The sequence below is a fragment of the Methylorubrum subtropicum genome, from assembly GCF_038442325.1.
Lineage (GTDB): Bacteria > Pseudomonadota > Alphaproteobacteria > Rhizobiales > Beijerinckiaceae > Methylobacterium > Methylobacterium subtropicum.
In genome coordinates this window covers 221,270-244,693 of sequence record NZ_JBBXMW010000003.1, presented here as the reverse complement: position 1 = coordinate 244,693, position 23,424 = coordinate 221,270, and the positions used below count along the sequence as shown (strand labels likewise).

Sequence of the window (23,424 nt, the reverse complement as noted above, 5' to 3'; positions counted from 1 at the left end):
GGCCGCGAAGCGGAACCCGGAATCCACGACTGGCCTCAGCGGGTTGCAAGGCGTCGCATCACGGGTGGATTCCGGGTTCGCTTATCAGCGCCCCGGAATGACGGTGGAGAGATGAGAATCAGCCGATCCGCCCGCCGCCTTTCCGCGTCACCGCCACCACGGACGGCCGCGGCGGCATGTCGGGGGAAAAGTCCGGCCAGCGGGTCGAGGGTTTTTCGTAACTGCCCAGCCCCCCCTCCTCGTCGGGCTCGCCCGGATGCTGGACGGCGACGAAGAAGGTGCGGTCGTCCGGGGTGAAGCAGGGGCCGCACATCTCGGCGCCGACCGGCACCTGCAGGAAGTGCCGCGAGGTGCCCCGGCGGGGCCCTTCCGTCTCCACCGCCCAGATGCCGTCCGCCCGGCCGGTGGCGCGGCGGTTGTTGCCGTCGGTGGCGATCCAGAGCCGGCCGCTCGAATCGAAGGCGCAGTTGTCCGGCATGCCGAACCAGCCGTCCGACGAGGTCAGCGGCGAGAACGTCGCCTTGACCTCCGGTCTCGACGGATCGCCGCAGCGCACCAGAACCTCCCAGCGAAACGTCTCCGCGGTGTGGTCGGCGCCGTCCGGCGCGATCTCGATGACGTGGCCGAAGGCGTTGGCGGCGCGCGGGTTGGCGGCATCGACCTGTTCGGCCGTGCGCTTGGTGTTGTTGGTCAGCATCACGTAGACGCGGCCGGTCTTGGGGTTGGCCTCGATGTCCTCCGGGCGATCCATCGGGGTGCCGCCCAGGAGCTTGGCCGCGCGGCGGGTCTCGATCAGGACGTCGGCCTGGGAGGCAAAACCGTTCGCCGCGTCGAGCCCGCTCTGGCCGTGGGTCAGGGGAAGCCAGCGGCCGGTGCCGTCGGCCTCGAAACGGGCGACGCTGAGCGTTCCGGAATCGAGGAGATTCGCGTTGTCCGTGCGCGTCGCCCCGACGCGCCCCGCGCTGACGAAGCGGTAGACGTGCTGGAACCGCTCGTCGTCGCCGAGATAGACGACGTAGCGCCCGTCGCCCGCCGTCACCCCCGCCGCACCCTCGTGCTTGAACCGGCCGAGCGCCGTGCGCTTCTTCGGCACCGAGCCCGGATCGAACGGGTCGATCTCGACCACCCAGCCGAAGCGGTTGGGCTCGTTGGGGGTTTTCGACAGGTCGAACCGCTCGTGGAACCGGCCCCAGCCGTATTGCGGCGTGCCCATCCCCATCCCCTTGGCGTTGACCGCCTCGGCGTGGCCCTCCGGGAGCTTTCCCTGGAAATAGTAGTGGATGTTCTCCTCGCCCGAGAGCCACGTCCCCCAGGGCGTCACCCCGCCGGAACAGTTGTTGATCATCCCCTCGACCCGCCGCCCCTCGGGATCGGCATTGGTCGCCATCCGGGGATGGCCGGCGGCGGGGCCGGTGAGCGTCATCGGCGTGTGCGTGGTGATGCGGCGGGTGTATTTCGAACCGATCACCGGGGCCCAGCGGCCGTTCTCTTGAAGAATCTCCACGACGGAGCCGCCATGGGCCGCCATCTCGACGGCGACCTGCTCTTCCGACAAGGCGGCGATCACGCCCTTGCGGTCGGAGACGCCGAGGCCGGGAAACATCAGCTCGGCGTTGGTGTATTCGTGGTTGACCACGAGCAGGCCGCGGTCCGGCTCACCGTCGAGCGGGATGAAGCCGACGAAGTCGTTGTTGTAGCCGAAGCGCTTCTCCTGCGCCGCCGGGGTCTGCACTGTCGGGTCGAAGGCCGGCACGCCGGGAAACAGCGGGTCGCCCCAGCGCAGCAGCACCTGCGCCTCGTAGCCCTCGGCCACGTGGAGATGCGGGTCGACGCTTGCCGCCAGTTCGGGGAAGTCGAAGGCGGAGGGCTCGGCGGCCAAGGCCGGCATGGGGCCGAGGCCGGCGGCGAGGGCTGCGGCGCCCGCGCCGCGGATCAGGCCGCGCCGGGAGAGGCGCACCGCGATGAGGGCGTCGAGATCGGGGGAGGGGGTGTCGGACATCGCGGGCTCGTCGCGAAAGCGTCGGTCGAGGTTTTGGCGCTATTCCCCTCGCATGTCGCTTCGATGACGGCGCCCGCGCCCAAGCGTCACGCCGCCGCCGCGCCGCCGCTCTCGGTCTTCAGCCACGCCGCGCCGCAGGCCTTGGCGAGTTCGCGCACCCTCAGGATGTAGCTCTGCCGCTCGGTCACCGAGATGACGCCGCGGGCGTCGAGCAGGTTGAAGACGTGGCTCGCCTTGATGCACTGGTCGTAGGCCGGCTGGGCCATGCGGTGGCGGCCGGTCTCGTCCGTCGGGGCGCCGGCCTCGAGGTAAGTGCGGCAGGCCTTTTCCGCGTCGGTGAACTGGCGAAACAGCATCGCCGTGTCGGCGGCCTCGAAATTGTGGCGCGAGTATTCCTGCTCGGCCTGGAGGAACACGTCGCCGTAGGTGACCTTGGCGTCGCCCTCGGCCCCGTTGAAGTTGAGGTCGTAGACGTTCTCGACGCCCTGGACGTACATGGCCAGACGCTCCAGCCCGTAGGTCAGCTCGCCCGCCACCGGCGCGCACTCGAAGCCCGCGACCTGCTGGAAGTAGGTGAACTGGCTCACCTCCATGCCGTCGCACCAGCATTCCCAGCCGAGGCCCCAGGCGCCGAGCGTCGGGCTCTCCCAATCGTCTTCGACGAAACGGATGTCGTGGAGCTTCAGATCGACGCCGATCGCGTCGAGCGAGGCGAGGTAGAGTTCCTGGAGGTTCGGCGGGTTCGGCTTCAGGATCACCTGGAACTGGTAATAGTGCTGGAGCCGGTTGGGGTTCTCGCCGTAGCGCCCGTCCTTGGGCCGGCGCGAGGGCTGGACGTAGGCGGCCTTCCACGGCTTGGGCCCGAGCGCCCGCAGGGTGGTGGCCGGATGGAACGTGCCGGCGCCGACCTCCATGTCGTAGGGCTGCAGGATCACGCAGCCCTGCGCCGCCCAGAACCGCTGGAGCGTCAGGATCAGGCCCTGGAACGAGCGGGTGGGCGAGAGATCGGCGTCGCTCATCTTTTGGGGGGTCCGAGGCGGAGACGGGGTTGCCGGCTCGTTTACGAGCGGGGGGCGGGGTGTCAAGCGAAGGTGGAAGGGGCGTGCGCGCCACCCTGGTGCCGCCCGGCACATCTTTTCTTCGCCAAACCTTCGAGACCGGGAACTGCAAAGGTTGCCGCCAAGTTAATACGGCAAAGGAACAGCCACGCTTCGGCCCTGGGCCAAGCGCAAGTCAGGCTCGGAAGATCATGCGCAAGGGAATGACTGTCTTCGCCGCCCTCGTCGCCGCCTCGCTGGCGGCCACGCCGATCGTGATGGGCGCCGCCGCGCGCGCCACCTCCGACGGCACCGACACCGTCGAGACCAAGGTGGCGGTCAGGCCGGTCGAGGTCGCCCCGGTCGCGGCGCCGGCCGAGACCTGCGTCCGCAAGGTGCGCGTGGTCTATAGCGGCTACGGCACGGCGCCGGCCGTCTGCCGCTGAACGCTCGGTCGGCGATCCCCCTCTCGCCCTCATCCTGAGGTGCCGCGAAGCGTCCTCGAAGGAGGGCTCCAGCGGATCGCGCGACTTCTGGAGCCCTCCTTCGAGGCTGCTGCGCAGCACCTCAGGATGAGGGGAGTGGGTGGGAATTGCCGGGCGAACCGCCCCGCGTCAGGCGCTCGACGCCACCTGGCTTCGCGCCCGCAGACACCCAAGAATCCGCTCAAACGTCTCGGGTCGGTCCAGCGCGCGGGCCAGCACCACCGCCCCCTGGATGCCGCCGACAATGTCCTCAGCGAGCGCCGTCGCACCCTCCGGCGGATGGCCGGCGCGGGTGAGCGCCGCGGTCAGCGCCTCGACCCACAGGGCGAAGTAGCGCCGCAACGCCTGACCGAACCGGTCGCGGGCGTCGCTCAGGCTCAGCGCGCCGACGAGGCAGACGCGCCGGCCCGAGCGGAAATAGTCGGTCACGGTCGTAAACATTGCGGCAATCGCCGCTTCCGGGTCGTCGGCCTGCCGCAGCGGCGCGAAGACGTTGCCCTCGAACCACGCCTCGATCTCGGCCAGCACCGCCTCGACCATCTCGGCCTTTCCGCCGGGGAAGAAGTGGTAGAGGCTGCCCTTGCCGAGCCCCGTCGCCGTCGCGATCAGCGACAGGCTCGCGCCCTCGTAGCCGTGCTCGCGAAACGTCTCGGCGAGCACGGGCAGGAGGTCGTCCCGCTGGGCGACGCTGCGGGCCACGCTACAGGCCGAGATCGCTCAGCGACGGATGGTCGTCCGGCCGGCGGCCGAGCGGCCAGTGATACTTGCGGTCGGACTCAGTGATCGGCAGGTCGTTGATCGAGGCGATGCGGCGGGCCATCAGCCCGGCCTCGTCGAACTCCCAGTTCTCGTTGCCGTAGGAGCGGAACCATTGGCCGCTGTCGTCGCGCCACTCGTAGGCGAAGCGCACGGCGATCCGGTTGCCCTCGTGCGCCCACACCTCCTTGATCAGGCGGTAATCGAGTTCGCACGCCCACTTGCGGGTGAGGAAGGCGGCGATGTCCTCGCGACCCCGGATGAACTCGGCTCGGTTCCGCCACACGCTGTCGGGGGTGTAGGCGAGGGCGACCTTCTGGGGATCGCGGCTGTTCCAGGCATCCTCGGCCATGCGCGCCTTCTGCGCGGCGGTCTCGGCGGTGAAGGGGGGCAGTGGCGGGCGTGACATAGGGGGCTCCGTACCGATCGGTCAACAGTGTACCGATCGGTACAGAAGAGCGCGCGATTCGACAAGCGGCAGCTGTTTACAAACCCAGCCGCGCCCAAGCGGCCCGCTCCTCGATCGCCGCCAGCGCGCCCTCGGAGAGCGAGGCGGCGGTCTGCCCCGGCGTCGAGCGGCGCAGCAGGCGGGCGAGCCACGAGCCGCGGGTCTCCGGCACCAGATGCAGCTCGACCTTCTCGCCGTAGCGCTCCCGCAAGGTGCCGCGCAGGTCGCCGACCGCATCGGCGAGGCCGAGCGCCACCGCCTTCCGGCCGGTCCAGACCGCGCCGGTGAACAGGTTCTGTTCCGCATCGAGCCCCGGCCGGCGGGCGCGCACGAGGCCGGTGAACAGGTCCTGCACGTCGGCCTGGAGTTCCTTGAGGCGGGCGACGTCGTCGGGGTTCTCGGGGCGGAACGGGTCGAGCATCGCCTTGGCCTCGCCCTGCGTATGGACGCGGCGCTCGATGCCGATGCGCTCGATCAGCCGGTCGAAGCCGAAGCCCGCCGAGACGACGCCGATGGAGCCGACGATGGAGGCCGGGTCGGCGACGATCTCGTCGGCCGCGCAGGCGATCATGTAGCCGCCCGACGCCGCCGCATCCTCGACGAAGGCGAAGACCTTGAGCCCCTTCTCCTCGGCCAGCGCCCGGATGCGCTTGAAGATCAGGTGCGACTGCACCGGCGAGCCGCCGGGCGAGTTGACCACCAGCGCCACCGCCGCGAGCCCCGGCATGGCGAAGGCCCGTTCCAGGCTCGGCGCCACCGTGCCGATGGAGAGGCCGGGCCGGATCGGCGAGACCGCGCCGATCACCCCGCTCAGCCGCACCACCGCGACCCGCGGGTTCGCCTTGCGGAAGCGGCGCGGCAGGAGGAAGCGCAACTTTTCGGGCAGGCGAAACGGCATGAGGAGGCTCGGCGGATGACGGGGATGCCTCGATAACAGCAGGGCGGAGCGCGATCCATCGGCCCGGTTCCGGCCCGATCACTTCCCTGGATATCGTATCCAGGGAAGTGATCTAGATCCTTGTGCCGCATCGGCTTTTTCCGAAAGCCGGTTCCCACCTTTCGGGTCGATGCTCTGAGTCGATCACGAAATCGAAAACGCCAGAACCAAACTCGGCCATTCGACGTTCATGAGCGCCGTTTCCGAACGATCGTCCGAATGCGGCCGGGCCGCGAATCCGTCCGCGCGCGTCCGCACCATCCGGACGGAACGGAGGGAACCGTCTCCATGCGTATCCTACGCCTGTTCATCCTGGCCTTCGGGATGCTCGGCGGGCTGGCCGGGCTGAACGCCACGGCGAACGCCGCGCCGCTGCCCGTGGCGCCGATGGCCGCCCAAACCGCCGAGGCGCCGCTCGTCGCCAAGGTCTACTACTACGGCTACCGCCGCCACTGGCGCCCGCGCTATTACTACCGCCCGGTCTACTACCGCCCGCGGCACTACTATCGCCGGCACTATTGGCGCCCGCGGCGCTACTATCGCCCGTACTACTTCCGCCCGCGGCCGTACTGGCATCGCCGCCATCACTGGCACCGTCGCCATTACTGGCACCGCCGGTTCTACTGAACCGTACAGTTCGAGGGGTGCCCGTCCGGGCGCCCCTTTCTCATGTCTGTCCGTGCAGGGCCGCGGCCTCGGGCGTGAAGCGCCCATCGGCATCCTGAAGCACCAGCGGCGGCAGTAGGCGGAACGGGGCGCGGCTCCCCTTACGTCCCGCGATCAGCACACGGATCGCCGGGCGGTCCGCCCGCGCATGGACGGGGCGCACGGCGCAGTCGCCGAAGCGGCCCCGGAGCGCGTCGAGGCAGGCCGGCAAGGCGTCGGCCCGGTGGATCAGCCCGATCCGCCCGCCCGGCCGGGCGAGGTCGGCGCAGGCCCGTAGCCACGCATCGAGCCCGCCCGTCGTCGGAAAGGCGTGGGCGCCGGCGCGGCCGGCATCGGGGGAGGGGCGGTGGCCCGGGCCCTCGAAGAAGGGGGGGTTCGTCAGCACGAGGTCGGCGCTGTTCGGCACCAGCCCAGCGGCGCGGCGGGCCGTGCCGGGGGCGAGCAGGTCGGCCTCGATGACCGACACCCGCCCATCGAGACCGTTGGCCACGGCATTCGCCCGCGCCAGCGCGGCCAGCGCCGGGTCGCGCTCCACCAGCACCGCGCGGCATTCCGGCGCCAGATGCGCGACCGCGAGGCCGACCGCGCCGGTCGCAGCGCCGAGATCGTAGGCCGTCTCCCCCGGCTCTGGCGCGAGCCAACGGGCGAGCAGCACCGCATCGGTGCCGGCGCGATGCGCCCCGCGGGGCGGCTGATGCAGCAGCAGGGCGCCGCCGAGAAAGCGGTCGGGCTCAGCCGCGGGGATCATCGCGCAGTTCGGAGGCGAGGCCCGCATCCGTCAGGATGCGCCGGGCCTGGGGCGCGTGGTCGTCCGGCACCAGCAGGCGCCGGCCGAAGGCGCCGATCGAGCCCTCCAGCGCGCTCATGTGCTCGTCGGCGACGAGCAGCGGAATCCGCGCGTCCTCCAGGAGCGAGCGGGCGAAGCCGATCAGGACGATGTCGTTGCTGCGGATCAGTTCCGTCACGTTGCCGCACCTGCGTAAGCGCCGAAGGCTCTGCCGCATTCCCTACAGCATCGCACTCAAAAGCGAGAGCGTGCATCGACTTGAGCGTGCGGCAGCACCGTCTGGCCGGGCGCGAAGAGCGCCCCGCGTAGCGGCCTCGGCCACGCAGAGGCGTCTAGCGGAGCGATAGCCTAAGACCGCGGATGCGGCCGCCGGCGCTTGAGGCCAGGCAAAAAACCGGGCCCGCCTGCGCTGCAACACATCCCGAGCCATCGGCCCGGATGTGTTGCAGCGCAGGCGGGCCCATGCGACAGGGGCGCGACGGGGAAAGAGGGCCGGCGCCGCGCCGGCACGCCATCCGGAGGCTCCGCGCTTGGGCGTCGTCGTACCGCTGGACAATGGTCGCACGGATTCGGGCCGCACCGAACCGGAGGCGAGCCTCGACGACCTCGTCCGCCTCGTCGCGGGCGGGATGGAGCGGGTCAACACCACGATCCTGTCGCGCACCGGCTCGGACGTCGCGATGATTCCCGAGGTCGCCAACCACCTGATCGCCTCGGGCGGCAAGCGCCTGCGGCCGATCCTGACGCTCGCCTGCGCCGACCTCACCGGCTACGCGGGCGGCGACGGCGCGGTGAAGCTCGCCGCCGCGGTCGAGTTCATGCACACCGCGACCCTCCTGCACGACGACGTGGTGGACGAGAGCGACATGCGCCGCGGCCGCGTCGCCGCCCGCATCAAGTGGGGCAACGAGGCGAGCGTGCTCGTCGGCGACTTCCTGCTGGGACAGGCCTTCCGCATGATGGTCGAGGTCGGGAGCCTGCGTGCCCTCGACATCCTGTCGGCCGCCGCCACCGTGATCGCCGAGGGCGAGGTGATGCAGCTCACCGCCGCCAAGAACACCGAGACCTCGGAAGAGGAATACCTCGCGGTGATCCGCGGCAAGACCGCGGAACTGTTCGCCGCCGCCTGCGAGGTCGGCCCGGTGCTGGCCGGACGGCCGGAAGCCGAGCAGGCCGCCTGCCGCGCCTACGGGATGAACCTCGGCATCGCCTTCCAGCTCATCGACGACGTGCTGGATTACGGCGGCACCAGCGCCGCGCTCGGCAAGAACGTCGGCGACGATTTCCGCGAGGGCAAGATCACCCTGCCGATCGTGCTGGCGCTCCGCCGCGCCTCGGACGAGGAGCGCGTGTTCTGGCGCCGCACCCTGGAGCGCGAGGAGCTGGAAGAGGGCGACCTCGAACAGGCGCTGGCGATCCTGCGCCGCCACCGCACGCTGGAAGACACGATGGAGCGCGCCCGCCATTACGGCGACGCCGCCCGCGCGTCGCTCGACGTCTTTGCCGACGGCCCGGTGAAGGCGGCGCTGCTCCAGGCTGTCGATTTCTGCATCGCCCGCGCGCACTGATTTTTTGTAAGTCACCGCCATGACCGGCGCTGTGACCCTGGCGCTGCTGCCGGTCGTCCTCTTGATCGCGCTGGGCCTGGGGCTGCGGCGCGGCGGCTTCCTCGACGGCGCGTTCTGGCCGGGGGCCGAGCGGCTCGCCTATTTCGTCCTCCTGCCGAGCCTGTTCTTCCACGGCCTCGCCACGGCGCAGCTCGACGCGCTCCCCGTGGCCGAACTCGCCCTGACGCTGATCCTGGCGACCGGCACGGTCTCGGGCCTCGTCGTCGCGGCGCGGCCCCTGATGCGGATCGACGGCCCGGCCTTCACCTCGGTGTTCCAGGGCGCGGTACGCTTCAACAACTATGTCGGCGTCACGCTGGCGGCGGGATTGTTCGGGGCCAAGGGCATCGCGCTCGCCGCCATTTGCAACGCGGCGATCGTGCCGACCGTCAACATCCTCTGCGTCGTGGTGTTCGCCCGGCACGGCTCGGCGCCTTTGTCCGGCCTCGGCATCGCCCGACAGATCGCGACCAACCCGCTCGTCGTCTCCTCGCTCGCCGGCATCGGCTTCCGGATGCTCGGGCTGCACCTGCCGCCGGGGCTGGAGCCGGCGCTCCGCACGCTCGGCGCCGCCTCGCTCCCCTTGGGCCTGCTCTGCATCGGCGCGGCGCTCGAATTCGGCGCGGTGCGGGCTCGGACCGGGGCGATCGTCGGGGCCAGCGCGATCAAGTTCCTGGCGATGCCCGCCGCCACGGTGGCGAGCGCCGGGATCGTCGGCCTGAGCGGCCCGGCGCTGACCGTCGCGCTGGTGTTCCAAGTGCTGCCGACGGCCTCCTCGTCCTACATCATGGCGCGCCAGCTCGGCGGCGACGCGCCCCTGATGGCCGGGATCATCGCGGCGCAGACGCTGCTCGCGCTCGCCGCGATCCCGCTGGTGCTGAGCGGTCTCGCCCTCGTGATCCCGCTCTGACGAGGAGCCTACTCCGGCCGCAGCAGCACGTGCTTCTTGCGGCCGAACGAGAGCTTGATCACCCCGTCCGCCGTCGCGTCGTTCAGGCCCAACGTCGCCTTCTCGTCGGTGAGCTGCACGTCGTTGACGCGCAGGCCCCCGCCCTTGATCTGGCGGCGCGCCTCGCTCGTCGAGGGCACGAGCTTGGCGTAGTCCGGCCCGAAGGCGGTGAGTACGCCCAAGCCCGCTTCCAGCACGGCGCGCGGCACCGTGACGGTCGGCAGCGAATCGGCCAGCGTGCCCTCCACGAAGGTCTTTCGCGCGGTCTCGGCGGCGGCCTGCGCCGCCGCGTCGCCGTGCATCAGCCGGGTCGCCTCGGTGGCCAGCACCGTCTTGGCCTCGTTGATCTCGGCGCCCTGGAGCGCGGCGAGGCGCGCGATCTCGTCCATCGGCAGCAGCGTGAACAGCTTGAGGAAGCGGCCGACATCGGCGTCCTCGGTGTTGCGCCAGAACTGCCAGTAATCGTACGGGCTCAGCATCCCGGCATCGAGCCAGACGGCGCCCGCGGCGGTCTTGCCCATCTTGCCCCCGGATGCGGTCGTCAGCAGCGGGCAGGTCAGCCCGTAGAGCTGCGGCGTGCCCATGCGGCGGCCGAGATCGATGCCGTTGACGATGTTGCCCCACTGGTCCGAGCCGCCCATCTGCATCCGGCAGCCGTAGCGGCGGTTCAGCTCGGCGAAGTCGTAGGACTGGAGGATCATGTAGTTGAACTCGAGGAACGACAGCTCCTGGTCGCGCTCCAGCCGCAGCCGCACGCTGTCCATCGACATCATGCGGTTGACCGAGAAGTGGCGCCCGACGTCGCGCAGCATCTCGATGTAGTTGAGCTTGGTCAGCCACTCGGCGTTGTCGACCATGATCGCGTCGGCCTCGCCCTCGCCGAAGCGTAGGAACCGGTCGAAGGTTTTGCGGATGCCGTTCTTGTTCTCCTCGATCTGCTCCAGCGTGAGGATCTTGCGGGTCTCGTCGCGGCCGGACGGATCGCCGACGCGGGTGGTGCCGCCGCCCATCAGCGCGATCGGCCGGCCGCCGGTCGCCTGGAGCCAGTGCAGCATCATGATCGAGAGCAGGTGCCCGACATGGAGCGAGGCCGCGGTGCAATCGTAGCCGACATAGGTGGTCAGCCGCCCCTCGCGGGCCGCCGCGTCGATGCCCTCGATGTCGGAGGCCTGATGGATGTAGCCGCGCTCGGTCAGCACCTTCAGGAAGTCGGATTGCGGCGCGAAGCTCTCGGCGGTCATGGCGGTCTCAGGGTGGCGCGGCGCGACAGGCGCGCGGGGCCCGTGCTAGCTCGGGCGGACGGGGCGGCTCTTAGCAGGGCGGGCCGCGAAACGCGACGGGACAAGCCCACATGACGATGCGGCGCGCGATCGGCCTGATGAGCGGCACGTCTCTCGACGGGATCGACGTCGCCCTGATCGAGAGCGACGGCACGGCGATCCGCGTGACCCGCAGCGGCAACGCGCGCGTCGCCGCCCTCGGCCCCACGGGCTATCGCGGCTATTCCGACGATGAGCGGGCGCTGTTGACCCGCGCCTTGCGCGACGCCGAATCCGTGAAGACCCGCACCGACCGCCCCGGCTGCCTGCCCGAGGCCGAAGCTTTTCTGACGCACGCCCATGCCGAGGCGGTCGAAGCGTTTCTCGCCGAGAACGGCCTGACGCCGGCCGACATAGCGGTCGTCGGCTTCCACGGCCAGACCGTGATGCACCGTCCGCGGGAGGGGCTGACGCTGCAGATCGGCGACGGCGCGGCGCTGGCCCGGCGCCTCCGCATCCCGGTGGTGGCCGATCTGCGCGCCGAGGACGTGGCGCGGGGCGGGCAGGGGGCCCCGCTGGTGCCGGTGTTCCACCGGGCGCTCGCCGAGGCCGCGGGCTATGCGGGTCCGCTCGCGGTCCTCAACATCGGCGGCGTCGCCAACGTGACGCTGATCGATGCCGCGGGCGGCCTCGTCGCCTTCGACACCGGCCCCGGCAACGCCCCGGTCAACGACTGGATGACGGAGCGCGAGGGCGTGGCCTTCGACCGCGACGGCGCCCGCGCTGCGCAGGGCCGAGTGGACGAAGCGCTGGTGGCATGGCTGCTCCAACATCCATATTTCAAAAAAACGCCGCCGAAATCGCTCGACCGTCAATGGTTCTCGCACCGGCTCGCCGGCCATCTCGGCACTGCCGACGGCGCCGCGACGCTGACCGCCTTCGCCGCCCGCGCGATCCGGGCGAGCCTCGACCACACCGCCGCGCGCCCGACCCGCTGGATCGTCGCCGGCGGCGGCGCACGGAACCGGACCCTGATGGCGATGCTGCAAAGCCTGCTCGACGCCGAGATCGTGAACGCCGACGACCTCGGCTGGTCCGCCGATTTTTTGGAGGCGCAGGCCTTCGCCTATCTGGCGCTCCGCTCGGTCGAGGGCCTGCCGCTCACCTTCCCGAGCACCAGCGGCGTCGCCGCCCCGGCGCCCGGCGGCGTGCTGCATGAGCCGTGAGCCTCGGTCACGCCCTCCGCCGCATCATTAAGGAATACCCGCTCGCGAAAACGGACCCGCCGGCCGGCCACCCGCTCGCCCACGTGATCCGGAAAGGCGCGGCGGACGAACTGCGCGCGGCGCTGGTCCCGCTCGGCGGCGCCTTCCTCGTCAAGGGCAGCCCCGGCCGCGGCACCCGCTGGGCCGCCGTCCCCTGGCTCGCGGCGTTCGACCCCGCGGTGACTACCAGCGCGACGCGGGGCTACTACCTCGTCTACCTGTTTCCGACCCATCGCGAGGCGGTGCACCTGTCGCTGGCGCAGGGCACCGTGGCGGCGATCCGCGAGCACGGGCCGCGGGCGGGGGCCCATCTGCGCGCGAGCGGCGCGGGTTTGCGGGCACGCCTGTCGGATTTTTCGGAAACTCTGCCGGTGGCGGAGATCACCCTCGGCACCGCGGGCGAGCTGCCCGAGGGCTACGAGGCCGCCCACATCATGGGCCTGACCTACACGCTCGCCGACCTCGTCGACGAGCGGCGGCTGTGGAACGACCTCGGACACGGCGTCGCGGCCTATCGCGCGCTGAAGGCGCGGGGCGGGCTTGCGGCCGGAGGATAGGCCCCGGCTGGCCCTTCGCGGCATCCCGCGCTAAGGCACGCAGCGCCATGTCCCACAACAGCTTCGGCCATCTCTTTCGCGTCACGACCTTCGGCGAGAGCCACGGCGTCGCCCTCGGCTGCGTGGTGGACGGCTGCCCGCCCGGATTGCCGCTGGAGGCGGAGGACATCCAGGCCGAGTTGGACCGGCGCAAGCCCGGCCAGTCGCGCTTCACCACGCAGCGGCGCGAGCCGGATCAGGTCAAGATCCTTTCGGGCGTGTTCGGTGACGACCGCACAGGGGGGCGTCAGCTCACCACCGGCACGCCGATCGCGCTGATGATCGAGAACACCGACCAGCGCTCGAAGGATTATTCGGACATCCGCGACAGCTACCGGCCCGGCCACGCCGACTACACTTACGACGCCAAGTACGGTTTTCGCGATTATCGCGGCGGCGGCCGGTCGTCCGCACGCGAGACCGCCGCGCGGGTCGCGGCCGGTGCCATCGCCCGCAAGGTTGTCCCCGGCATCACCATCCGCGCAGCCCTCGTCCAGATGGGCCCGCACGCGATCGACCGCTCGCGCTGGGACTGGGACGAGGTCGCAAAAAACCCGTTCTTCTGCCCCGACCCGCAGACGGCGAGCCTCTACGAGACCTACCTCGACGGCATCCGAAAGGACGGCTCGTCGGTGGGCGCGGTGATCGAGGTGGTGGCCGAGGGCGTGCCCCCCGGCCTCGGCGCGCCGATCTACGGCAAGCTCGATGCGGATCTCGCCGCCGCGATGATGTCGATCAATGCGGTCAAGGGCGTCGAGATCGGCGACGGCTTCGCCTCGGCGGCGCTCCGCGGCGAGGACAACGCCGACGAGATGCGCGCCGGCAACGACGGGCGCCCGCGCTTCCTCGCCAACCATGCCGGCGGCATCTTAGGCGGCATCTCGTCCGGCGAGCCGGTCGTGGTGCGGTTCGCCGTGAAGCCGACCTCCTCGATCCTGACGCCCCGGCAAAGCGTGAATCGCCAGGGCCAGGAACTCGACCTGATCACCAAGGGCCGCCACGACCCCTGCGTCGGCATCCGCGCCGTGCCCGTCGCCGAGGCGATGATGGCCTGCGTGCTGGCGGACCACTTTCTGCGCCATCGCGGGCAGGTCGGCGACCGCGCCTGACACCCGAAAACACTGGAACGACACCCGTGCCCCATTGCAGCGTCACCGAGGCCATCGAGGCCTTCGCCCGCGGCGAGATCGTGGTCGTCACCGACGACGACGACCGCGAGAACGAGGGCGACCTCGTCGTCGCCGCCTCGCTCTGCACGCCGGAGAAGATGGCGTTCATCATCCGCAACACCTGCGGCATCGTCTGCGCGCCGATCACGCTGGCCGAGGCGCGCCGCCTGCATCTCGACCCGATGGTGGCCTCGAACGACGCCCCGCTCGGCACCGCCTTCACGGTGACGGTCGACGTGCGTCACGGGCTCACCACCGGCATCTCGGCGGAGCAGCGCTGCAACACGGTCCGCGCGCTCGCGAACGGCAACATGGGCGCGGGCGATTTCGTGCGCCCCGGCCACGTCTTCCCGCTGATCGCCCGCGACGGCGGCGTGCTGATGCGCTCGGGCCATACGGAGGCCGCGGTCGATCTGTGCAAGCTCGCGAACCTTCCGCCGGTGGGCGTGATCTGCGAACTCGCCAACGACGACGGTACCGTGATGAAGGGGCCGCAGATCGATGAGTTCTCCGAGCGTCACAGCCTCAAGCGCGTCTCGGTCGCCGACCTGATCGCCTACCGGCAGGCCCGCGACCGGTTGGTCGAGCGGGTCGGCACCTTCCCGGTCAAGACCGAGTTCGGCCCGGTGACCGGCTACGCCTACGTCACTCCGTTCGAGCCGATCCAGCAATTCGCCTTCGTCCACGGCAATATCGGCGACGGCCGCAACATGCTGGTGCGCCTGCACCGCTCCAACGTCGTCGCCGACGTGATGGAGGGCGGGCGCCAGATCGGCCACGTGATGCGCCGCTTCGCCAGTGAGGGCCGGGGCGTCCTCGTCTATCTCCGCGACGGCACCGCGGGCGTGCCGCTCAGCCGCTACGTCGAGGAGGGCGCCGAGGCGCAGCGCGTGCGCCAGTGGCGCGAGGTGGGCCTGGGCGCGCAGATCCTGCGCGACCTCGGCGTCGTCTCGATCCGCAACCTCTCGTCCTCGTCGCGCGCCTATGTCGGGTTGTCGGGGTTCGGGATCGAGCTGGTCGGCGAGGAGCCGTTGGAGGGGTAGCGAGCTGCGGTTGCCGCTGCATCCCCCTCTCCCCGCACGCGGGGAGAGGCCTGTAGGGACCTCGTCGTCCCTACAGGAAGCGGAGGCGAAGCCGCAGCGGCGGTGAGGGGGCGCCTCCGGCTGAGGCTCATCCTGAACCGCCCCCTCACCCCCGGCTGCCGCCTCGCTTCGATGACGACAAGGTCATCGAAGCCCTCTCCCCGCGTGCGGGGCGAGGGGGTGCGCACCGCACGCGGTGTTCACTTGGAAATCGGTGCCCCTTGCAGCCAAGCGCGGCCGTTCCCAGGTCCAGTATGGCGGCGCCATCGCCGCCCCTACTGGAAGGGAGCACCGCATGGTCCTTGTCCCCTGTCCTGCCTGCGATCACCGCGTCTCGGAGCGGGCGGTCGCTTGCCCGTCCTGCGGTCATCCGGGGGCGCATGAGCGGCACGGCGCCGTCTCGGTCCTCGGGCGCGTCGCCGGAACCTACATCTCCGCCAACGCGCTGGCCGGGCTGGTGCTCGGCAGCGTCATGTTCGTCAGCGTGGCGGCGGTGCTGATCACCCTGATCCTCGCCGGACGATAACCGCGCGGCGGGATGTCCGGCGGGAAACGCCGGACATCCTCAATACCCAAAGAAAATCAGCGCCCCATCAACGCGTCCATATGCGCCGCGACCGAGCGGGCGAGGCCGTCGAGGCTGTAGCCGCCCTCCAGGATCGAGACGATGCGCCCGCCCGCGTGGCGGTCAGCGAGTTCCATCAGGCGGCGCGTCGCCCAGCCGAAATCCGCCTCTTCGAGCTGGACGTTGGCGAGCGGATCGAGTTTGTGCGCGTCGAAGCCCGCCGAGATCACGATGAGGTCCGGCTTGAACGCGTCGAGCCGGGGCAGGATGCGCTTCTCGAACACCTCGCGGAACACCGCACCGTCGTCGAAGGCGCGCAGCGGCACGTTGACGATGGTGTCGTGGTCGCCCCGCTCGCTCGCCGAGCCGGAGCCGGGAAACAGCGGCATCTGATGCGTGGACGCGTACATCACGTCCCGGTCCGACCAGAAGATGTCCTGCGAGCCGTTGCCGTGGTGGACGTCCCAATCGACCAGCGCCACCCGCGCCGCTCCCAGATTCTTCTGCGCGTGACGCACCGCGATGGCGGCGTGGTTGAACAGGCAGAAGCCCATGGCGCGGGAAATCTCCGCGTGATGGCCCGGCGGGCGCATGGCGACGAAGGCGTTGGCGCACTCGCCCTTCATCACCGCATCGACCGCGTGGACCGAGCCGCCGATGGCGTGCAGGCAGGTGTTGAGCGAGCCCGGCGACATCAGCGTGTCGGAATCGATCTGGAGCAGCCCCTCCTTCGGCGAGGCCTCGACCAGTTCGGCGACGAAGGCCGCCGGATGGACGAGTTCGGCCACCGAGGGATCGGATTTCGGTGCGTGCGCCCGCACCAGGGCGGAGAAGCGCTCGTCTTCCAGGGCCCGCTCCACCGCCTGCATGCGGGCGGGGCGCTCGGGATGGCCGGGCGGGGTCGCATGTTCGAGCGCGCTCGGATGGGTGACGTAGAGAGTGCTCAGGACGTGTCCTCCCGGGCGCGTCGTTCAGCGGTCGCCCTGCGCCCCTTGTAGCCGCGCCGCAACAGGCCGGGCAAATGCGATCACGGCCCCGCGACGACACGCTGCCGCCACCATGGCGGGATTTAAGCTTGGCAAGACTTCGTCAACCCGTCCCGCGGGACCGACCGACTGCCCTCGCCATGCGCCGCGCGCCGCTTGTTTTCCTCCTCATCGGGCTCGCCGGCTGCAACGGCCAGACGGCGCAGCCGATGCCGCCGACTCAGCTCGCCGCCCTGCCGCCGGCGGAGGCCACCCCGGCGATTCCGGCGCTGCCGCCCGGCCCGGAGCGGGACGCCGCGTGGTTGAAGCTCGCGCCCCAGGCCAAGCGCGACCCGGCCCATGCCCGCACCACCGTCGATTTCGCCACCAAGGAGCCGGTCGGCACCGTGATCGTCGATGCGGGCGAGCGACACCTCTACCTCGTCCAGCCCGGCGGCAAGGCGTTGCGCTACCCCGTCTCGGTCGGAAAGGCCGGTGCGTCCTGGACCGGCCGGGCGGAGATCGACCGCAAGCTTGAATGGCCGGACTGGAACCCGCCGCCGGAGATGATCGGCCGCCGGCCCGACCTGCCGCCGCGGATGGAGGGCGGTCCCCTGAGCCCGATCGGCGCCCGCGCGCTCTATCTCGCGCAAAACCGGAAGGACACGCTGTTTCGCATCCACGGCACCAACGAGCCGGAGCTGATCGGGCAGGCGGTGTCGTCGGGCTGCATCCGCATGCTCAACGAGGACGTGATCGACCTCTACGACCGCGTCCCCGTCGGGACCAAGGTCGTGGTTCGGTGAACGAAGTCTGACCGCAATACAGCAAGATTCCCGAAAGGCTCATTCGTGAGCAGCCGTTTACCTGAACACGCCTTCAGATTCGGCCGTTAACTTCTTCTGGGAAAGCCCTCCCGTAAGTTCATCTCACACAGGGACGAACACCGGCGACAACTGGCCGGGGAGGCATCGGATCATGACCAACACTGCTCTTCAGCTGTTCTGCGACCGGATCGTCGAGGCGGGCCGGATCGATGCGGCGGACGTCGCCGAACTCTCCCGCGACATCCTCGCCGACGGGATCATGGGCCGCCACGAGGCCGACCTGCTGCTCGCCCTCGACCGCGCCGTGGCCGACCAGCACGAGGGCTTTTCCGCCCTCCTCACCGTCTCGGTCGTCGACTTCGCCGTCTACGGCGAGCGCCCGACCGGCCGCATCACCCCTGAGACCGCCGCGTGGCTCTCCGCGTCGCTCGCCGGCCGCAAGGGCCCGACCCCGACCGGCGCCCGCATCGCCATGGAGATCGTGCGCGAGGCGACCGTCAGCGACGAGGCCCTGATCGCCTTCGCGCTCAAGGCCAAGAGCTGGAACCGCCAGCCCGTCGGCACCCGCACCGGCACCCTGCCGCTCGCTGCATGATGAATACACTGCCGACTTGGCCCTATGGGGTGGACGGCACAGCTTCCGCTCATCGCGCAACTGCTTTATCGGGATAAATTCCGCTCGCCTTCGGGAGGGGTGAGCCGGAACGGGCCCCCAAGAAGAAGCGACAGCGATGTTCGAGAAAATCCTGATTGCCAACCGGGGCGAGATCGCCTGCCGCGTCATCAAGACCGCCCGGCGGATGGGCATCAAGACGGTGGCGGTCTACTCGGACGCCGACCGCGACGCCGTCCACGTGGCGATGGCCGACGAGGCCGTGCATATCGGCCCGGCGCCTGCCGCGCAGTCCTACCTCGTCATCGAGAAGATCATCGAGGCCTGCAAGCAGACCGGCGCCCAGGCCGTGCATCCGGGCTACGGCTTCCTGTCCGAGCGCGAGGCCTTCCCGAAGGCGCTCGCCGAGCACGGCATCGTCTTCATCGGCCCCAATCCGGGCGCCATCGCCGCCATGGGCGACAAGATCGAATCGAAGAAGGCCGCGGCCGAGGCCAAGGTCTCGACGGTGCCGGGCTTCCTCGGCATCATCGAATCGCCCGAACACGCCGTGCAGATCGCCGACGAGATCGGCTATCCGGTGATGATCAAGGCGTCGGCGGGCGGCGGCGGCAAGGGCATGCGCATCGCCGAATCGGCCGGTGAGGTGAAGGAAGGGTTCGAGCGCGCGAAGTCCGAGGCCTCGTCCTCCTTCGGCGACGACCGCGTGTTCGTGGAAAAGTTCATCACCGATCCGCGCCACATCGAAATCCAGGTGATCGGCGACAAGCACGGCAACGTGATCTATCTCGGCGAGCGCGAGTGCTCGATCCAGCGCCGCAACCAGAAGGTCATCGAAGAGGCCCCGTCGCCGCTCCTCGACGAGGAGACCCGCCGCAAGATGGGCGAGCAGGCGGTCGCGCTGGCCAAGGCCGTGAACTACGATTCCGCCGGCACGGTCGAGTTCGTCGCGGGTCAGGACAAGTCGTTCTACTTCCTCGAAATGAACACCCGCCTGCAGGTGGAGCACCCGGTCACCGAGATGATCACCGGGCTCGACCTCGTCGAGCTGATGATCCGGGTCGCCGCCGGCGAGAAGCTGCCGCTGGAGCAGTCGGACGTGAAGCTCAACGGCTGGGCGGTGGAGAGCCGCGTCTACGCCGAGGACCCGACCCGCAACTTCCTGCCCTCGATCGGCCGGCTCACCACCTACCTGCCGCCGGAGGAGGGCCAGTTCGGCGCGGCGATCGTCCGCAACGACACCGGCGTGGAGGAGGGCGGCGAGATCGCGATCCACTACGATCCGATGATCGCCAAGCTCGTCACCTGGGCCCCGACGCGCCTCGCCGCGATCGAATCGCAGGCCCAGGCGCTCGACGCCTTCGCCATCGACGGCATCCGCCACAACATCCCGTTCCTCGCCACCCTGATGGCGCATCCGCGCTGGCGCGAGGGCGCGCTCTCGACCGGCTTCATCAAGGAGGAGTTCCCGGAAGGCTTCTCCGCGCCCGAGCCCGAAGGCCGGGTCGCCCTGCGGATGGCGGCGGTCGCGGCGGCGATCGACCACAAGCTCAACACGCGCAAGCGCGGCATCTCCGGCCAGATGCGCGACCCGAGCCTGCTCGTGTTCCAGCGCGAGCGCGTGGTGGTGCTCTCCGGCCAGCGCTTCGCCGTCACCGTGGACACCGTCGGCAACGACCTGCTCGTGACGGTCGAGGACGGCGCGGTGGTGCCGGTGCGCAGCGAGTGGCGCCCCGGCGAGCCGGTCTGGTCCGGCACGGTCGGCGAGGACAAGGTCGCGATCCAAGTGCGCCCGGTGCTCAACGGCGTGTTCCTGCAGCACCAGGGCGCGGCGGCCGACGCCCGCGTCTACACCCGCCGCGAGGCCGAACTCGCCGACCTGATGCCGGTCAAGGAGGACGCCAACTCGGGCAAGCAGCTGCTCTGCCCGATGCCCGGCCTCGTGAAGCAGATCATGGTCAGCGAGGGCCAGGAGGTGAAGAACGGTGAGGCGCTCGCCATCGTCGAGGCGATGAAGATGGAGAACGTCCTGCGCGCCGAGCGCGACGGCAAGGTCTCCAAGATCGCCGCCAAGGAAGGCGACAGCCTCGCGGTCGATGCCGTGATCATGGAGTTCGAGTGAGCGGGCCCCGCGGCCCGTGAGCAAGGAACCCCTGAATCAGATCCACAACGAGCAGACCAAGCTCCTGGCGACCGGCCTCAACAACGTGGCCGTCGCCTTCGTAGTGATCGGGGGCGTCACGCCGGTCACCGCCATGAGTTTCGGCGTCGCGAGCGCGCCCAGCGTCAGCGTCGGAACCGTCGCGTTCGCAGCGGTTTGGTTGTGTACGGGCCTTGTCGTACATTGGGCGGCACGAAAAGCCCTTCGGAGCTCCAAGCCGTGAGTTCGGGCGAGATCTTCGTCACCTTCGTAATCCCCGCCGTCGTGGTGGCGATGGCGTGGATCGCGGTCTATGCCAACGAGTGGGCGATCAAGCGCGACGAGGCGCGGGAAAAGCGCTCACCGGGCGAGTAACCGCACCGTCCGCATCGCCCTCATACAAAAGCATGCCCCTCTACTTCGCCTACGGCGCCAACATGGACGCCGCCGCCATGGCCCTGCGCTGCCCGGCCTCGCGGCTGATCGGGCGCGGGCGGCTGCCGCGGCATCGGTTCGTCATCATGCGCGAGGGCTGGGCCTCGGTAGTGCGCGCCCCGGCCGCCACCGTCTGGGGCGTGCTGTGGGAGTTGGCGCTCTCCGACGTGCCGGCGCTCGACCGCTACGAGGGCGTGGCGGGCGGGCTCTACGTTAAGGCGCATCAGCCGGTCGTGACCGACAACGGCATCAAGCGCGCCCTGATCTATCTCGGCCGCAGCCCGCCGCCGGGCGTGCCCCGGCCCGGCTATCTGGAGGCCGTGCTGGCGGCGGGGGAGGCGGCGCAACTGCCGGGGCCGTATCTCCAGGAAGTCGGCGGCTGGATGCGCCGCGGCCGGGCCTGACCCGCGGCCGAATCAACCCAGCTGGCACCGAACCTGCCTCGCGGCAAGACGAACCATCCTTCGCGAGGTGACACACGATGGACTTCGTCAAACCCGCCGACATGGCCAAGGCCATGAGCGATTCCGGCGTGATGCGCGCCGAGCTTCCCGTGCGCGACATGATCGTGCGGGGCATGATGGCCGGCGCCCTGCTCGGCATCGCCACCAGCCTCGCGCTGACCGCCGCGACCCAGACCGGCGTGCCGCTCGTCGGCGCGCTCGTCTTCCCCGTCGGCTTCGTGATGATCGTCTGCCTCGGGCTCGAACTCTGCACCGGCAATTTCGGCATCCTCACCCTGTCCTTCATGGAGGGGCGGATCGGCTTCGCGCCGATGATGCGCAACTTCGCCTGGGGCTTCCTCGGCAACCTGATCGGCAGCCTGCTCTACGCGCTGCTGCTCGTCATCGCGCTCACGAACTTCTGGCACACCGGCGCCGACGCCAACCCGGTCGCCCGGAAGATCGTCGAGATCGCGCAGACCAAGACCACCGCCTACGAGGCGCTGGGCACCGCCGGCATGATCACGTGCTTCGTCAAGGCGATGCTGTGCAACTGGATGGTCTGCCTCGGCGTGACCATGTCGATGATGTCGACCTCGACCCTCGGCAAGATCCTCGGGGGCTGGCTGCCGATCCTGCTGTTCTTCGCGCAGGGGTTCGAGCACGCGGTCGTCAACATGTTCATGATCCCGGCCGGCATGATGCTCGGCGCCCCGGTCTCGTTCGAGCAGTGGTGGGCCTGGAACCAGATCCCCGTGACGCTGGGGAATTTCGTCGGCGGCGTGCTCTTCATCTCGCTGGCGTGGTACCTGACCTACCGTCCGCAGGCCGTGCGGCGCCACGCCGAGGCGCCGTCCGCCGCCGTGGCCACCCGCTGAGCCGAAGCCTTCCGAAGGGCTCCCGGCTCGGCTTCGACCGGGAGCCCCTCGACTTGAGTTCAGACACGACGAAGACGATCCGCGCGGTAATCTCCGGCCGCGTGCAGGGCGTGTCCTACCGGGCCTGGACAAGGAAGCGCGCGCTGCATCACGGGGTCGCCGGCTGGGTCCGCAACCGGCCCGACCGTACGGTCGAGGCGCTGTTCTCCGGCCCCGAGGCCGCGGTCGATGCGCTGCTGGCCGAATGCCGCCGCGGTCCGCTCATGGCCCGTGTGGACGGCATCGCCGTCGCCGAGGCCGAGCCGTTCGCAGGGCAGGGTTTCGAGATCCTGTCCTGATCGGGGCTTGCCGCTCGGGCCCGCGGCCTGTAGCGGCGCAGTCATGGCTACGAACCGAACGGGCAGGACCGCGCGCTGAACCATGTGGGACATCCGCGCCTTCTCGCCCCTCGACCTCACCGCGCTCGTGTTCTTCGTCGCGGCCTGGGTCGGCTACAGCCTCGCGGTGCAGCGCCGCCGGGGCGACCGGTTGAGCCTCAGCCAGATCATGAACCGCCAGCGGCGCAACTGGGCGGTCCAGATGATCGCCCGCGACAACCGCGTGGTGGACACCACCATCAACGCCTCGCTCCAGAACGGCACCGCCTTCTTCGCCTCGACCTCGCTGATCGCGCTGGGCTCGGTGCTGACGCTGTCGCGCTCGGGCGACGACGTGCTCAACCTGTTCTCGGCGCTGCCCTTCGGCTCGGCGACGACGCGGGCGACCTGGGAGATCAAGGTCGCCGGGCTCGCGGTCGTGTTCGTCTACGCCTTCTTCAAGTTCGCCTGGGCCTACCGGCTGTTCAATTACGGCGCGATCCTGATCGGCGCGGTGCCGCCCAAGGGCTCGGGCGCCCCCGAGGACGTGATGCGCCGCGCCGCCGAGCGGGCCGGCGCCATGAACGTCGCGGCGGGCTCGCATTTCGCGAAAGGCCAGCGCGCCTTCCTGTTCGCGCTGGCCTATCTCGGCTGGTTCGTGAGCGCGCCGGTGCTGATGCTGGCCACCGGCGGCGTGGTCTGGGTGATGTGGCGGCGCCAGTTCGCCTCGCCCATCCGCGAGGCGCTGCTGGCCGAGGAAGATCACCATGGCCAGTGACGCCGAGATCGAAGAGACGATGCTGCGCCTCGTCGCCGAGCGCGGCGCGGACAAGACCTGCTGCCCGTCCGAGGTCGCCCGCGCGCTCGGCGGCCCGCATCCCGACGGCTGGGGCCCCCTGATGCAGCCGGTGCGGCGCGTGGCCGTGCGGCTGACCAAGGAGGGGCGGGTGCAGATCGTCCGCAAGGGCAAGCCCGTGGCCGACCCGGACGATTTTCGCGGGATCTACCGCCTGAGCGTGCCGCGCGGCTGAGCACCGGCTCGCCCCTTCATCCGACCCACCCCCTCATCCTGAGGTGCGCAGCGAAGCGGAGCCTCGAAGGAGGGCTCCAGGGATCGCGCGACTTCTGGAGCCCTCCTTCGAGGCTGCTTCGCAGCACCT

The 23,424-nt window shown here is 70.1% G+C and carries 28 protein-coding genes; 19 read left to right on the top strand and 9 right to left on the bottom strand.

Translation table 11 applies throughout. The features are described from left to right. Positions 1–118 precede the first annotated feature (118 nt). Together AAHG03_RS06070 and AAHG03_RS06065 are read right to left on the bottom strand one after the other, a co-directional pair. Entirely contained in the window at positions 119–1,999 is a 1,881-nt protein-coding gene (locus tag AAHG03_RS06070; protein ID WP_342149491.1) for a PhoX family protein, read from the bottom strand. An 86-nt stretch (positions 2,000–2,085) separates the two neighbouring features. Beyond that, complete coding sequence (locus tag AAHG03_RS06065; RefSeq protein ID WP_342149489.1) at positions 2,086–3,018, bottom strand: glycine--tRNA ligase subunit alpha; 933 nt, start codon at positions 3,016–3,018, stop codon at positions 2,086–2,088. A gap of 230 nt (positions 3,019–3,248) precedes the next feature. Here AAHG03_RS06065 and AAHG03_RS06060 point away from each other — a divergent pair, with 230 nt between their 5' ends. Continuing rightward, complete coding sequence (locus tag AAHG03_RS06060; RefSeq protein ID WP_342149488.1) at positions 3,249–3,482, top strand: hypothetical protein; 234 nt, start codon at positions 3,249–3,251, stop codon at positions 3,480–3,482. A 168-nt stretch (positions 3,483–3,650) separates the two neighbouring features. Here the strand turns inward: AAHG03_RS06060 and AAHG03_RS06055 are convergent, their stop codons facing one another. From AAHG03_RS06055 to AAHG03_RS06045, 3 genes are all read right to left on the bottom strand, one after another. Beyond that, positions 3,651–4,220, bottom strand: a complete 570-nt coding sequence (locus AAHG03_RS06055; protein ID WP_342149487.1) for a TetR/AcrR family transcriptional regulator — start codon at positions 4,218–4,220, stop codon at positions 3,651–3,653. Position 4,221: 1 nt separating this feature from the next. Beyond that, positions 4,222–4,686: a nuclear transport factor 2 family protein gene (locus AAHG03_RS06050; RefSeq protein ID WP_342149485.1), complete on the bottom strand. Its 465-nt coding sequence runs from the start codon at positions 4,684–4,686 to the stop codon at positions 4,222–4,224. Between the two features lie 76 nt (positions 4,687–4,762). Next, complete coding sequence (locus AAHG03_RS06045) at positions 4,763–5,623, bottom strand: S49 family peptidase (RefSeq protein ID WP_342149484.1); 861 nt, start codon at positions 5,621–5,623, stop codon at positions 4,763–4,765. Between the two features lie 327 nt (positions 5,624–5,950). Between AAHG03_RS06045 and AAHG03_RS06040 the strand changes: the two genes are divergently transcribed. Continuing rightward, the gene (locus tag AAHG03_RS06040; RefSeq protein ID WP_342149482.1) at positions 5,951–6,289 is read left to right on the top strand and encodes a hypothetical protein; all 339 of its coding nucleotides are present in this window, start codon (positions 5,951–5,953) and stop codon (positions 6,287–6,289) included. Between the two features lie 40 nt (positions 6,290–6,329). On the opposite strand, the gene AAHG03_RS06035 is transcribed toward AAHG03_RS06040, so the two are convergent. Together AAHG03_RS06035 and AAHG03_RS06030 are read right to left on the bottom strand one after the other, a co-directional pair. Then, positions 6,330–7,076 carry a tRNA1(Val) (adenine(37)-N6)-methyltransferase gene (locus AAHG03_RS06035; protein ID WP_342149480.1) on the bottom strand — a complete coding sequence of 249 codons (747 nt, stop codon included), beginning with the start codon at positions 7,074–7,076 and terminating at the stop codon, positions 6,330–6,332. Further along, the gene (locus tag AAHG03_RS06030; RefSeq protein WP_342149479.1) at positions 7,060–7,293 is read right to left on the bottom strand and encodes a putative signal transducing protein; all 234 of its coding nucleotides are present in this window, start codon (positions 7,291–7,293) and stop codon (positions 7,060–7,062) included. Before AAHG03_RS06030 ends, AAHG03_RS06035 begins: the two co-directional genes overlap by 17 nt. 352 nt (positions 7,294–7,645) lie before the next feature. On the opposite strand from AAHG03_RS06030, the gene AAHG03_RS06025 reads away from it, so the two are divergent. Further along, on the top strand, positions 7,646–8,683 hold the full coding sequence (locus tag AAHG03_RS06025; RefSeq protein ID WP_342149477.1) for a polyprenyl synthetase family protein: 1,038 nt from the start codon (positions 7,646–7,648) through the stop codon (positions 8,681–8,683). Between the two features lie 19 nt (positions 8,684–8,702). Then, positions 8,703–9,632, top strand: coding sequence for an AEC family transporter (locus AAHG03_RS06020; RefSeq protein WP_342149476.1), 930 nt, complete (start codon positions 8,703–8,705; stop codon positions 9,630–9,632). 8 nt (positions 9,633–9,640) lie between these two features. Here the strand turns inward: AAHG03_RS06020 and tyrS are convergent, their stop codons facing one another. After that, positions 9,641–10,912 (bottom strand): tyrosine--tRNA ligase, encoded by a 1,272-nt coding sequence (gene tyrS / locus AAHG03_RS06015; protein WP_342149475.1) that lies wholly within the window; start codon positions 10,910–10,912, stop codon positions 9,641–9,643. Between the two features lie 110 nt (positions 10,913–11,022). Between tyrS and AAHG03_RS06010 the strand changes: the two genes are divergently transcribed. The 5 genes from AAHG03_RS06010 (at position 11,023) to AAHG03_RS05990 (ending at position 15,568) form a co-directional block, all read left to right on the top strand. Next, the gene (locus AAHG03_RS06010; protein ID WP_342149473.1) at positions 11,023–12,156 is read left to right on the top strand and encodes an anhydro-N-acetylmuramic acid kinase; all 1,134 of its coding nucleotides are present in this window, start codon (positions 11,023–11,025) and stop codon (positions 12,154–12,156) included. Then, positions 12,153–12,752: a DUF3578 domain-containing protein gene (locus AAHG03_RS06005; RefSeq protein WP_342149472.1), complete on the top strand. Its 600-nt coding sequence runs from the start codon at positions 12,153–12,155 to the stop codon at positions 12,750–12,752. Before AAHG03_RS06010 ends, AAHG03_RS06005 begins: the two co-directional genes overlap by 4 nt. A gap of 47 nt (positions 12,753–12,799) precedes the next feature. Beyond that, the gene (gene aroC / locus AAHG03_RS06000) at positions 12,800–13,900 is read left to right on the top strand and encodes a chorismate synthase (RefSeq protein ID WP_342149470.1); all 1,101 of its coding nucleotides are present in this window, start codon (positions 12,800–12,802) and stop codon (positions 13,898–13,900) included. A 26-nt stretch (positions 13,901–13,926) separates the two neighbouring features. Further along, a complete protein-coding gene (gene ribB, locus AAHG03_RS05995) occupies positions 13,927–15,003 on the top strand; it encodes a 3,4-dihydroxy-2-butanone-4-phosphate synthase (protein ID WP_342149468.1) in 1,077 nt (358 codons plus the stop codon). Positions 15,004–15,337: 334 nt separating this feature from the next. Then, positions 15,338–15,568: a zinc ribbon domain-containing protein gene (locus AAHG03_RS05990; RefSeq protein ID WP_342149467.1), complete on the top strand. Its 231-nt coding sequence runs from the start codon at positions 15,338–15,340 to the stop codon at positions 15,566–15,568. Positions 15,569–15,624: 56 nt separating this feature from the next. Here the strand turns inward: AAHG03_RS05990 and AAHG03_RS05985 are convergent, their stop codons facing one another. Further along, a complete protein-coding gene (locus tag AAHG03_RS05985) occupies positions 15,625–16,554 on the bottom strand; it encodes a histone deacetylase family protein (RefSeq protein ID WP_342149762.1) in 930 nt (309 codons plus the stop codon). Positions 16,555–16,733: 179 nt separating this feature from the next. Here AAHG03_RS05985 and AAHG03_RS05980 point away from each other — a divergent pair, with 179 nt between their 5' ends. The 10 genes from AAHG03_RS05980 to AAHG03_RS05935 all read left to right on the top strand — a co-directional run bounded on the left by AAHG03_RS05980 (position 16,734) and on the right by AAHG03_RS05935 (position 23,295). Next, complete coding sequence (locus AAHG03_RS05980) at positions 16,734–17,378, top strand: L,D-transpeptidase (RefSeq protein WP_342149466.1); 645 nt, start codon at positions 16,734–16,736, stop codon at positions 17,376–17,378. A 172-nt stretch (positions 17,379–17,550) separates the two neighbouring features. Beyond that, positions 17,551–17,994, top strand: a complete 444-nt coding sequence (locus tag AAHG03_RS05975) for a hypothetical protein (RefSeq protein WP_342149465.1) — start codon at positions 17,551–17,553, stop codon at positions 17,992–17,994. Positions 17,995–18,130: 136 nt separating this feature from the next. Next, entirely contained in the window at positions 18,131–20,134 is a 2,004-nt protein-coding gene (locus tag AAHG03_RS05970) for an acetyl/propionyl/methylcrotonyl-CoA carboxylase subunit alpha (protein ID WP_342149464.1), read from the top strand. 16 nt (positions 20,135–20,150) lie between these two features. Continuing rightward, positions 20,151–20,396: a hypothetical protein gene (locus AAHG03_RS05965; protein ID WP_342149462.1), complete on the top strand. Its 246-nt coding sequence runs from the start codon at positions 20,151–20,153 to the stop codon at positions 20,394–20,396. Next, complete coding sequence (locus AAHG03_RS05960; protein WP_342149460.1) at positions 20,393–20,527, top strand: hypothetical protein; 135 nt, start codon at positions 20,393–20,395, stop codon at positions 20,525–20,527. The genes AAHG03_RS05965 and AAHG03_RS05960 overlap by 4 nt, the downstream gene beginning before the upstream one ends. A 32-nt stretch (positions 20,528–20,559) precedes the next feature. After that, on the top strand, positions 20,560–20,991 hold the full coding sequence (locus AAHG03_RS05955) for a gamma-glutamylcyclotransferase family protein (RefSeq protein ID WP_342149458.1): 432 nt from the start codon (positions 20,560–20,562) through the stop codon (positions 20,989–20,991). 77 nt (positions 20,992–21,068) lie between these two features. Beyond that, complete coding sequence (locus AAHG03_RS05950) at positions 21,069–21,908, top strand: formate/nitrite transporter family protein (RefSeq protein WP_342149456.1); 840 nt, start codon at positions 21,069–21,071, stop codon at positions 21,906–21,908. 53 nt (positions 21,909–21,961) lie between these two features. Beyond that, complete coding sequence (locus AAHG03_RS05945; RefSeq protein WP_342149454.1) at positions 21,962–22,246, top strand: acylphosphatase; 285 nt, start codon at positions 21,962–21,964, stop codon at positions 22,244–22,246. Positions 22,247–22,328: 82 nt separating this feature from the next. Beyond that, a complete protein-coding gene (locus AAHG03_RS05940) occupies positions 22,329–23,042 on the top strand; it encodes a DUF599 domain-containing protein (RefSeq protein WP_342149453.1) in 714 nt (237 codons plus the stop codon). Next, a complete protein-coding gene (locus tag AAHG03_RS05935; protein WP_342149452.1) occupies positions 23,032–23,295 on the top strand; it encodes a DUF3253 domain-containing protein in 264 nt (87 codons plus the stop codon). The genes AAHG03_RS05940 and AAHG03_RS05935 overlap by 11 nt, the downstream gene beginning before the upstream one ends. The last annotated feature ends 129 nt before the right edge of the window (positions 23,296–23,424 follow it).